Below are 11,392 nucleotides of genomic sequence, written 5' to 3'. Positions count from 1 at the left end.
GTCGCAGACAAGCCAAGGTCCGCATTCATGCTCAGCGCGGCGAATCCAACGCTCGTTCTGTCGATGTAGTTGAAGATAAAAGCGAGCGTCAGAAGGGGAAGCAACCGCCACGCGGTCTTCGATACGGCTTGCCGCTGAAGCTCCTCTTCGTCTGGCGAAATGAGCGTTGCGGGATTTGCGTGTGCTGCGGAAGTCATGGCTTGTCTCCGGCCAAATACAGAATCAATATTTAGGTTTTAGAACTTGTGTCGGATGCCCACTCTGACGGCAACCTGGTTGTTGGTCGTTGATGGAGTCATACCGGTGATGGTCGCGACGGCGGGCTGATTCAAGGAATCGGTGCCGCTTGCATGCTCGTACACTGCGATGGTGTACACGTCGGTGCGCTTGGAGAGAAAGTAGTCCGCACCGACGCTGGCCAGCTCGTACTTTGCGCCGTCATGCCCGTTGGCGCCCACACCCTTCGTATAGTCAAGGGCGGCACCCAGAAGAAGGGCAGGTGTGACCTGCCATTTGGCGTTTGCTTCCACGTTGTGGAAGTAGGCAGTTCCTCGATAGCCGAATGGGTTGGGGCCTGACGAAGAGCCAAGGTCCTGGAATCGGGTGTTCGAATAAGCCAGTCCAAGCGTCGTCGGTCCGATAGCATAGGACGCAGCTACTGCCGCAATCTGCAGGCTCTTTGCAGATGCGTACCCGGCATAAATGGGGTTGCTCTGCGGAGATGTCGGGGAACCGACGGCCCCCAGATTGTTCGAGGTTGCCGGACCTGCGTTCGGGTTCGACCCATAGAACGACGTGTTGGGGTTGGCCGCGTTCAAATAACCCGCGCCAATCGAAAGCGGGCCGTTCGCATAACCCGCGCCAACCGACCAAATCCGATTGGTGCCGAACGAACCGGCGACTCCGCCAAGGCTGTAAAGGCCTGCCATCGTGAAGCCCGCAATAGTCGGCGAGGTATATTTAATTGAGTTGTTGATACGACGCGTATTGGAGGCGTTGTCAAGGTCGCTCGGGTGCTCAGTCATGTAGCCGCCCCACTGAGGTGCCGCGAGCAACGGTGCATAGAAATCGACGACTTCGTCGTACTGTCGACCCAGTGTGACCTTGCCGTACTTGTCTGCCGAAATTCCCACCCACGCCTGGCGCCCGAACTCTGCACCGCCTTGGCCCAGGGTGCCGTTATTGGCACTGAAGCCGTTCTCGAGAACGAAGATGGCCTTCATTCCGCCACCGAGGTCTTCGGCGCCCTTCAGGCCCCAGCGGCTACCTTGGATCCCGCCTGTCCCGCCGTCCATTACGGCCCACTGATGACCGCCTTTGAAGCCGGTGGCAGTCTTGGCCGTTTGAGCATTGTTCAAGTAATTGATACCAATGTCGATGATGCCGTACAGCGTGACGCTGCTTTGAGCATGAGCCGACAGGCACGGTACCAGCAACGCGGCCGGTGCGAGTTTTTTGAGCATTTGTGTCTCCGGTGATGTGTGCCATTGTTTGCGGATATGAAGTGCCGCTTTAGGCCAGCGACGCTTCCTGCTCAGCGCCTTTTTCGAGCAAGCTATCCAACACGTAGGGAAGAATCCCGCCGTTGCTGAAGTACGTGGCTTCAATCTGCGTATCGATACGCGCAAGCAACTTCACTTCGCGCTTGCTGCCATCGGCACGAGTGATAACGAGCGTGACGTCCTGAAGCGGTTTCACGCCGTCTTCGAGACCAATAAGGTCAAACGTCTCGGTTCCGTCGAGGTCGAGCGATTGAACGCTGTCCTCGCCGATGAATTGCAGCGGCAGTACGCCGAGGCCCGCGAGGTTGCTGCGGTGAATACGCTCGTAGCTGCGAGCCACGACCGCCTTGACGCCAAGGAGGCGAGTCCCTTTTGCTGCCCAGTCTCGGCTAGAGCCGGTGCCGTACTCTTCGCCAGCGAAAATGATCGACGGAGTGCCGGCACCGATGTATCGGCGAGAGGCTTCAAAAATCGTCGTACGCTCACCGCTGGGTTGATGAACCGTGTACGGACCTTCGTCAGCGGAGCCGTCTGCCTTGGCAGGCAACATGAAATTCTTAAGTCGAACATTCGCAAAGGTTCCGCGAACCATCACTTCGAAGTGGCCTCGGCGCGCTCCATAGGTGTTGAAATCTTTTTGCACGACGCCGTGCTGGGTAAGCCATTCGCCCGCCGGCGAATTCTTGGCAATCGAGCCGGCCGGGCTGATATGGTCGGTCGTGATTGAGTTGCCGAGGATAGCGAGGGCACGTGCGGCAGCGACGTTGTTGCCCCCGGACTGCGTACCGCTGAAGAAATCCGGCTCAGCAGCGTATGTCGACTCCGGCCAGTCATACACCGCGCCTTCGCTGCTCTCAATTTCATTCCACAGATCGTGACCTGAAGTGAAGTCCGAGTAGAGTTCCTTGTAATGCTCCGAGTTTGCGGCGTAGACGCTCAGCTTTTTGATTTCTTCATTCGTTGGCCAAATATCGGCGAGCATAACCGGCCGACCTTCGCGGTCGACGCCAAGGGGCTCGGTCGTAATGTCGATGCGAGTCGTTCCCGCCAGAGCCAGAGCGACAACCAAGGGGGGGCTCGCCAGAAAGTTGGCTCGCAGGTTGCCGTGGATCCGCGCTTCGAAATTACGGTTGCCCGACAGCACCGCGCTGCAAACCAGGTCTTTGGAGACGACCGTCTCTTCGAGCGCCGAGTCGAGCGGTCCGATGTTGCCGACACAGGCTCCGCATCCATACGCGGCGATTCCAAAGCCAAGCGCCTCGAGCGGTTCGGTCAGTCCTGCGTCCTTGAGATAAGCCGTCACCACACGCGACCCCGGAGTGAAGAGCGTCTTCACCCAAGGCTTCGCTTGAAGCCCGCGCTCGAGCGCCTTCTTGGCGACCAGCCCTGCTGCGATCAACAACTCTGGGTTAGAGGTGTTCGTGCAGGAGGTGATCGCCGCGACCAAAACGTCGCCGTGGCCGACTTCATATTGCGTTTCGGGACCGGGGGCCCCAGCCGGCTTTGTCTTGACGGTGTAGCGTTCCTCGAGTTGCTCTGCGGTTTTTCCGTAACCGCCGCTCTTGGCATCCTGAACCATCACTTCGTCGAAACGTCGACCGAGCCCCGACAAGTCGACCCGGTCTTGCGGACGCTTCGGGCCCGACACGCTCGGCTTGATGGTGCTCAGGTCGATTCGAATGACCTTCGAGTAGTCGATGTCACCCGTCTTCGGCGCGCCGAACAGGCCCTGCGCCGTGAAGTATTGGCGAATGAGTGCAATCTGCTCCTCGGTTCTTCCAGTCTGGCGATAGTACGTGAGGGTGTTTTCGTCAACGGGGAAGAAGCCACTCGTTGCGCCGTATTCCGGCGCCATGTTCGCAATGGTTGCGCGGTCCGTTGCGCTCAAGGAAGCGGCGCCGTCGCCGAAGAATTCGACCAGCTTTCCGACTACTTTGGCGGCACGCAGCGTCTCCGTCACTTGAAGGACCGCGTCGGTAGCAGTTACGCCGGCGGCAAGCGCACCGGTGAGCTCAACACCGACAACATCGGGCATGAGCATGTAAACCGGCTGGCCGAGCATTCCAGCTTCGGCCTCAATGCCGCCGACGCCCCATCCGAGTACGCCGATGCCGTTGATCATCGTCGTGTGTGAATCGGTACCAACGAGCGTATCGGGGAAAGCTACGCCGTCTTTCGTGATAACGCCTTGAGCCAGATACTCAAGGTTAATTTGATGGCAAATGCCGATTCCCGGAGGCACGACCTTGAAGGTGTCAAACGCCTGCATGCCCCACTTCATCAGTTCGTAGCGTTCCCGATTACGACCGAACTCGACTTCCATATTCCGCCGCAACGCGTTCGGAACATTCGAATACTCGGTCTGCACTGAATGGTCGACGACCAGATGCACCGGCACCAGCGGCTCAACTGCCTTCGGGTTGGCGTTGCGTTTCGCGGCCTGACTCCGCATCGCTGCCAAGTCGGTCAACAAAGGGATTCCAGTGAAGTCTTGCAGCAGCACGCGACCGACCACGAAGGGGATTTCTTTCTCGCGGGGGGCGGTCGGCTCCCAAGTCGCCAAGTCGCGGACGTGAGATTCAAGCACCTTCGCGCCGTCGCAATTGCGAAGGACGGATTCCAGCAAGATTCGGATAACCACCGGCAGGCGACCGATCCGATCAAACCCAGATGCGGCGAGTGCGTCCAGTGAGAAATAGCGGTACGAAGAAGCATCTGAGGCGTCGAGGCTACGGACGCATCCAGCGATGTTGAGGTATTGATCGGCTGTCATGGTGTTCTCTTACGGAATGTGGGGCGGGGGGGGGCTTATTGGTCAGAACTTGAAGAGCTTGGCTGGCGTGTCGCACAGGACCGTTTGACGGTCACTCTCGTCGGGGAGCCATTCGGCGACAGCACCTAGCTGCGTGCTGTAGTTCTGCGAGGATTCGTACTGAGTGAAGGGCCAGTCGCTTGCCCACATAAGTCGGTCGGTGCCGAACGCGTTATGCAGGAGCGGGGCTGCGGAGCGAGCGATGTCAAAACTAGTTCGATAGCCGCCGGAGAGCTTTACCCAGACTTGACGACTCTGACCGAATGCGAGCAGCCGCTGAAATCCTTCGTCGGCGATGCCGAGTTGACGATCCGGCATACCAAAATGGTCCACGACCACTTTGACGCCAGCTTTTGTCAGCGGAGTCAACGACTCATGAAGACGTGCTGCACGGTCGTTGATTTCAATGTGCCAATTGCGTTTTACGCATTCCGCTACGGCCTCCGCCCAGGCGCCAGCGCTGAAATCAGGAACAGGCAGATTGCCGGTCAGATTCACGCGAACACCCACGACGCCAGCGGCTTCGTATTCGTCCAAGCGGCTCAAGTCGGTTGCCGGGTCTATAGCCACCACGCCGCGAAGGCGTTCCGGCTGTGCTCGCAGACCTTCCAGAAGATAGCTGTTGTCGTTGCCCAGAATGCTCACAGCGATCAGCACGCCACGGCCGATTCCATTTGCGTCCAGCTGGCTGAGAAACGAGCTCAATGGAGCGTCGTAATTGGGCGTAAAGCGGCGCGACGGGATGAACGGCAGTTCGCGATGAAAAGCATGTGCGTGCGTATCGACGATTAACATTGCTTGGCGTCCGGATCTGTTTGACGATTTGTGCTCTAAAACGCAATCAGATTATTGTCGATGCGGTGTCTTTGTCAACGCGAAAACGCAAAGTGCGGAGCAAGCGGACAAAAAAAAGCCGCCTGGAAGGCGGCGTGGTGGGCTTCTGCGGGGAAATCTATCGTTTACCCTCTAGACCTCCTCTTTGACCCTGACGGAGGTTTCAGCCGTAGCGGGGCCGGTCGAATGAGGCTCTTCCGAACGGTTGAAAACTTCGAGCACAGCCTTTTTGGAACGAGCTGCCTCGATATGGCGCCTCATGAGGCTCGCGGCCTCCAGAAAGTCTCCGCGCTCAATCGCGTTCAAGATGTCGATATGTTCCTGAGCCAGCGCGCGGCGCGGCAACTGCTGCTTGGCCTGTCGGTATTCTGCTAGCCGCCGCATCTGGTCAAGTCGGCGCAAAGTCTGCAGCGCGAGTCTGTTCTGCGACCAGGAGGCAATCGTTTCGTGTAGTCGGGCGTTGGACTCGTACCGTTCTGTCGGAGTCATGGCCTCATGACCGCCGTCGAGAATGGATTGCTGCTCGCGCCGCAGTTCTCTGAGCTCGTCCAAGTTAGGCCGAAACTTGGGGCTCAAGATGCCAGCTGGCTCGATTGCGGCGCGAAGCGAGTACATGTCGTCGTAGGCGTCAAGCGAATCGATCATTGGGAGAAAGCGCCAGCCGTATCCAGCTTCTTTTTCGACCCAGCCTTCGCTCTGCGCCCGAACTAGCACCTTCCTGACGTCGCTCCGCGAAGCATCCAATAAACGGGTCAGGTCGGCCTCCGTCACCGACTCCGGAATTGCCCCACGGAAACGCGCATCCGCCAGACGAAGATAGAGCGGGTCGTCGGCGGAATTAACCTGCTCCAACAATTCGGCAGGAAGTTTGTCGAAGGACGCCTCGACCGAGTAACCCCGGTTCTTGTCATACCGCATCACCCCTGCTTCAACCAAACGGTCGAGGGCCACCCGAACGGGCGATCGCGATGTCCCGATGAGCTTCGCCAGCGTCCACTCGGGCAGATGAGTGCCGGCTGGCACGCGTTCGCGCCTGACGTACGCGATTATTTCGCGCAGCGCTTTCTGTTGGCTTTGAGTGAGGTCGGAAGTCATAGAGGTCAAATCTAGGCGTCTTGAAGAAGAAATTGCAGCGTCTCGCAGATGAATATACCTCCACCCGAGGCGTCCGAGTGAGTTTCGACACGCAATGAGCAAAGCTGCTTGCGTTGATGATGCGTTTGTTGTTAAATAAACGCAATCAGCGGAACCCATGCTCGGGTCCTATTTTCAGGAGATGAAATCGTGGCGCAATCGAAACTTCAGGCCGTCTACATGCGTGGGGGCACCAGCAAAGGCGTTTTTTTCCGAAACGATTGGCTGCCTGAAGACAAGGCTGCGCGCGACCGCATCCTTCTTCGCGTCATCGGTAGTCCCGACCCCTACGGCCAGCAGATTGACGGAATGGGGGGCGCCACTTCGAGTACGAGCAAAGTGGTCATCGTTGGCCGGTCGTCCCGCAGCGATTGCGACGTTGACTATCGCTTCGGGCAGGTCGCAATCGACAAACCCGTCGTCGACTGGTCGGGAAACTGCGGCAACCTCACCTCGGCGGTTGGTCCTTTCGCCATCGCTCAGGGCTTGGTAGACGCGCCGCGCGACGGTATTGCGACGGTGCGAATCTGGCAGGCCAATATCAGCGCGAAGATTATCGCGCACGTGCCGATGCGAGACGGCGCCGTTGTCGAGGAAGGCGACTTCGAGTTGGATGGCGTCACTTTCCCTGCAGCCGAGATCAAGATCGAATTTCTCGACCCGAGCGGCGACGGCGATGAAGAAGGGGGGAGCATGTTCCCTACCGGCAATGCACTTGACGTCCTCGACGTGCCTGGCGTTGGTCCCGTGGAAATGACGATGATTAACGCGGGTAACCCGGCTATTTTCATCGACGCCGCTGCTCTTGGCCTCAAGGGCAATGAACTGCAGCGTGACGTCAATGGCAACGTCGAACTGTTGAGGAAGGCCGAAGCAATCCGCTCTCACGCAGCTGTCCGAATGGGGCTTGCGAAGTCGGCAGAGGAAGCAACCGAACTGCGTCCCCATACGCCCAAACTGGCGTTCGTTGCGAAGCCGCTCGGATATGTTTCGTCAAGTGGCAAGGAAATCGACCCGACCACGCTTGACATCAATGCTCGAATCTTCTCGATGGGCAAGTTGCACCACGCAATGACAGGTACCGGCGCCGTTGCCATCGCTGTCGCCGCTACTATCCCGGGAACTGCCGTCAACCGCCTCGCCCCTGAGTCGAAAGGTTCGGTGCGCTTCGGACACCCCTCGGGCAGTTTGGCAGTCGGCGCGGAGGCTGAGCAAAGAGACGGGACGTGGGCGGTTACGAAGGCGATCATGAGCCGAAGTGCTCGCCGACTGATGGAAGGTTTCGTTCTGGTACCTTCTGCGGCGGTAGAGAAATGAGTTGCCCCGATAGTGTGCTGCGAGATGCGTTTGCGCCGACCGGCGTTCTGAGAGCCTCGATCAACTTCGGCAATCCGATTCTGGCATCCAAGGACGAAAAGGGAGAGCCGCAGGGTATTTCTGTCGATATTGCAAGCGAGCTTGCACAACGTCTCGACCTTTCTTTGGAATTGGTCACCTACGATGCGGCGGGGAAGGCCGTTGCGGGCATCGAAGCCGGAGAAGTCGATGTTGGGTTCTTTGCCATCGATCCGGTTCGGGGCAAGCAAATCGCCTTTACAACCCCGTACGTGCTTATTCAAGGCAGCTACCTCGTTAGATCCGAGTCCCCGATTCAAACGCTTGAAGAAGTGGACCGGAAGGGGACCCGGGTGGCGGTTGGAACGGGCAGCGCTTACGACTTGTTTCTAACGCGCGAGATTAAGCACGCGGAGATTGTCAGAAACTCCACCTCGCCCGAGGTAGTGAACACCTTTCTCCGTGACGGCCTGGATGTCGCCGCAGGCGTTACCCAACAATTGGAAGCCGACGCGAAACGGCTCGGCGGTCTACGGCTACTTGACGGAAACTTCATGGTTATCTGTCAATCGATGGGCATAGCGAAATCACGTGGAGAGGGCGCCGCAGCCTGGTTGGACGTGTTTGTCTCCGAGCTTGTTCGCAGTGGATTCGTCGCGGACGCCGTCTCGCGGTATCGCGTTGATGGGGTGTCCGTACCTCAATCATCATGAGCAATGGGTGCAGAAAATCTTGCCTTTGTTGCTACCCGGTCAACGACAGCGATTTGCACTTTCCGGCCGCCTTCGATTGAAGTCGGCGGATTGTAAAGTGTCTCTGTGGCCCACTGATATGCTAACTGCGCTTCGCTTTCCAATAAAAACGGTCGCTGATTCGAGGAAGCTACCAACGTTCTCACAGCGACCGCGCAATCTTCGCAAGTAGGTTGTTGAAAAAGCGGGTCGATAGATCCGTTCTGAATCGCTGTCGAAAAAAATCCTGACCAGGCTACAGAACTTCATTGTCCGATGTAGGTCGGAGGAAGGATGGCAGCGGGCAAGGCCATCGACGCCGTCGCACTGCGCGATTCTGCGCGTCCGCTCAAATCCTTCCGAAACACACGGCGCCCGCGCGCGCCGTCTTCTCTCACAAGGCACATCAGAACTTGTGCCGGATCCCCAACTGAACGAAAGTCTGCCGGTTCGTCGATGACGCCGTGAGCGCATTGAGCGTCGCGCGCGCCGCGCGTCCCGTGGAATCCGTGCCGCTCGCGAATTGCGTGCTGCCTAGGATGTAGACATCGGTACGCTTGGACAGGTAGTAATCGAGCGACAACGATAAGTTGTTGTACTCGGAACTGCCGATATTTCCCGCGCCCGAACCGTGCGTATAGCTATAGACGAACTCGCTGGCGAGGAACGGCGTCCAGAAGTACGTCAAGTTGAATTCGCCGGTATCGAACTTCGCGGTGCCCGAGAGCCCGAGCGGATTCGAGCCGGAAGACGTATCGCCGAGATTCTTGAATTGCACGTTGCTGTAGACGAGGCCGAAGGTCGCCGGTCCCACGGTATAACGTCCCGCCGCCGCGACCGCCTGATACGAATGCGCCGATGCGTAGCCGCTATAGATCGGGCTGGCCGTCATATTGTTAAGCGTCGTGCCCGCCACGTTCGTGGGCGTGGCGGTGAAGAACGACTGATTCGGATTGCGAACGTTCATATACGCCGCGCCCGCCGAGAAGCTGCCGAACTCATAGCCCGCGCCGACCGACCAGATCTGATTGCGCGCGAAATCGCCCGCTTGTCCGCCGAAGCCGTACACGCCGCCCACGGTGAAGCCGCCGAACGCCGGACTCATGTACTTCACAGAGTTGTTCACGCGCTTACTGTTGTTGAGGTTGTCGAGATCGCCCGGATGTGCGGTCGTGCCGCCCGCATAGTTCGCGGAGTTCATGCGCGATTCGACGAAAGTCACCAGCGAGTCATACTGGCGTCCCATGGTCACCGTACCGTAGGTCTTGCTGGACAAGCCCACATACGCCTGCCGTCCGAACAGCGCGCCGCCCTGCAATGCCGTGCCCTTGCCGAGATCGAAACCGTTTTCGAGCTGGAAGATCGCGGAGAGACCGCCGCCCAGATCCTCCGTGCCCTTGAAGCCCCAGCGCGAACCCTGCATGATGCCGCTCGCGCCGCCGTACACGCGGCCACCCGCGCTATTGCTCGTGTAGTTCACGCCGTAATCGATAAGCCCGTACAGCGTGACGGAACTAGTATCCGCATGCGCGACACCGCACGCAGCGAGAAAGGCGGCAGCCGAGAGAGTCTTGATCTTCATTTGCATGGCGAAGTAATGAGTTGTGACGATTCAGCGCGTGTGGAGTGCATGCATCGACGACTCCTCATGCAACATTACTTGCATCAAAACATTCGTGTATTCGCAATCTATCAAGCAGGGTTTGCGTTATTCGCAAGGCTTTTCTTGTTGAGCAAAGCCCATGAAAAAAGGCGCGAAACCGCAAGCGGCTGTCGCGCCTTTCCCAGCAACATTCGAGCTTAAATCGGCTTTCCCTCGCTCGATGCCCAGTTGCGCATCAGCGTATTGGTGGGCAGCGTTTCATCGATCATCTTCTTCGCGGTCTGTATGCCCGCGACCGGCAAGCCCGTGGGATCGAGCACACCGATCTGCACCAGCACCGAGGCCTGATCCCAGTAGATATGCTCGTTATAGAGCTTGTCGCCGCGAAAGCACACCACCGCGAGCATGGGCACTTCGAAGTATTTCCCGGTCGGCGTCAAGCCCGGCAGCAGCCAGTCGATCTCGCGATCGTGTGTGGCGCAGAAAACGAATTCATCGACGATACGGTCCGCGCCTATCGTTCGCGAAATGGGTATAAGCCTGGTGTCGTCCGGATTCGAATTGACGAAGTGATAGCGATAGAAACGCTTCAGTTCGTCGTGGCCGACACCGCCGGTCATGGTCGGCACGTGGTTCACGTAAGGCTGTGCGACCATGGTCGGCATGACGGCATCGACGTCGCGCGTGCCGAACTCGTAATAACAGTGGCGCTCCCACAGCGCGTTGAGATCGTGGATCGGACCGAGCGTGCCGCGCAACAGTGCCACGGTGCGAGAGTAGGCCATCGTCGTGGCGGGCTTGTCGAAGTGCGAGCGTTCCGGTGTCGCGAACGCATGATCGCAGCCGGGGTACACGTGCGCTTCGATTTGCTTGTTTTGCGCGAATGCAGCGAGCAGGCGTTCGCGCGTGTCTGCCGGACAGAACGCGTCTTCGCCCGCGAAGTGAAACAGCATCGGGCAGCGGATCAAGGGCACTTCGTCGATATACGCGTCCAATCCGACGCCGTAATAGCTCACCGCGCAGTCGAGGTCGAGCCTCGCGGAGGCGAGCATCGCCAGCTTGCCGCCCAGACAATAGCCGATGGCGCCGACCTTTCCCGCCTGCATCGGCAAGGCGCGCAGGGCCTTGAGTGTCGAGCCGATATCGCCGACCGCAGCATCAAGATCCAGCCGTTCGTTATAGCCCAGCGCTTCCTTGAAATCCGCTTCGCCGTATCCGAGTTCGACACCGGGCTTCAAGCGCCAGAAGAGATCGGGCACCAGCACGACATACCCTTCTTCCGCGAAGCGGTCGGCCATGGCGCGCATATAACCGTTGATGCCGAAGATCTCCTGCAGCAGCACGATGCCCGGCCCCGAGCCTTGCGCGGGCGCTGCCTGATAGGCGCGAAAGCGCTTGCCGTCGTGACTGTCGATATCGATATATGAGCCCATGTCGCCGT

At 58.6% G+C, this 11,392-nt stretch carries 8 protein-coding genes and 1 pseudogene; 2 read left to right on the top strand and 7 right to left on the bottom strand.

Features of this window, described 5'->3' with window-relative positions; genetic code table 11:
• The 5 genes and pseudogenes from AWB80_RS44665 to AWB80_RS31445 all read right to left on the bottom strand — a co-directional run.
• Nucleotides 1-197: pseudogene (locus tag AWB80_RS44665) on the bottom strand (MFS transporter); the annotation flags it as partial.
• A gap of 39 nt (nt 198-236) precedes the next feature.
• Complete coding sequence (locus AWB80_RS31460; protein ID WP_061178587.1) at nt 237-1,463, bottom strand: porin; 1,227 nt, start codon at nt 1,461-1,463, stop codon at nt 237-239.
• Between the two features lie 49 nt (nt 1,464-1,512).
• Complete coding sequence (acnA, locus tag AWB80_RS31455; protein WP_061178586.1) at nt 1,513-4,275, bottom strand: aconitate hydratase AcnA; 2,763 nt, start codon at nt 4,273-4,275, stop codon at nt 1,513-1,515.
• A gap of 42 nt (nt 4,276-4,317) precedes the next feature.
• Complete coding sequence (locus AWB80_RS31450; protein ID WP_061178585.1) at nt 4,318-5,109, bottom strand: amidohydrolase family protein; 792 nt, start codon at nt 5,107-5,109, stop codon at nt 4,318-4,320.
• 171 nt (nt 5,110-5,280) lie between these two features.
• Complete coding sequence (locus AWB80_RS31445; protein WP_061178584.1) at nt 5,281-6,243, bottom strand: GntR family transcriptional regulator; 963 nt, start codon at nt 6,241-6,243, stop codon at nt 5,281-5,283.
• 189 nt (nt 6,244-6,432) lie between these two features.
• Between AWB80_RS31445 and prpF the strand changes: the two genes are divergently transcribed.
• Both prpF and AWB80_RS31435 read left to right on the top strand, forming a co-directional pair.
• The gene (prpF, locus tag AWB80_RS31440) at nt 6,433-7,599 is read left to right on the top strand and encodes a 2-methylaconitate cis-trans isomerase PrpF (RefSeq protein ID WP_061178583.1); all 1,167 of its coding nucleotides are present in this window, start codon (nt 6,433-6,435) and stop codon (nt 7,597-7,599) included.
• Nucleotides 7,596-8,330, top strand: coding sequence for an ABC transporter substrate-binding protein (locus tag AWB80_RS31435; RefSeq protein ID WP_061178582.1), 735 nt, complete (start codon nt 7,596-7,598; stop codon nt 8,328-8,330). The genes prpF and AWB80_RS31435 overlap by 4 nt, the downstream gene beginning before the upstream one ends.
• A 424-nt stretch (nt 8,331-8,754) precedes the next feature.
• On the opposite strand, the gene AWB80_RS31430 is transcribed toward AWB80_RS31435, so the two are convergent.
• Entirely contained in the window at nt 8,755-9,930 is a 1,176-nt protein-coding gene (locus AWB80_RS31430) for a porin (protein WP_061178594.1), read from the bottom strand.
• Nucleotides 9,931-10,148: 218 nt separating this feature from the next.
• Nucleotides 10,149-11,384, bottom strand: a complete 1,236-nt coding sequence (locus AWB80_RS31425; protein WP_061178581.1) for a dienelactone hydrolase family protein — start codon at nt 11,382-11,384, stop codon at nt 10,149-10,151.
• Nucleotides 11,385-11,392: the final 8 nt, after the last annotated feature.

Origin of the sequence: Caballeronia pedi (genome assembly GCF_001544915.2) — a bacterium.
GTDB classification, from domain to species: Bacteria; Pseudomonadota; Gammaproteobacteria; order Burkholderiales; family Burkholderiaceae; genus Caballeronia; species Caballeronia pedi.
Note: the sequence above shows the minus strand (reverse complement) of the source record. Positions and strands in the feature narration are given on the sequence as shown.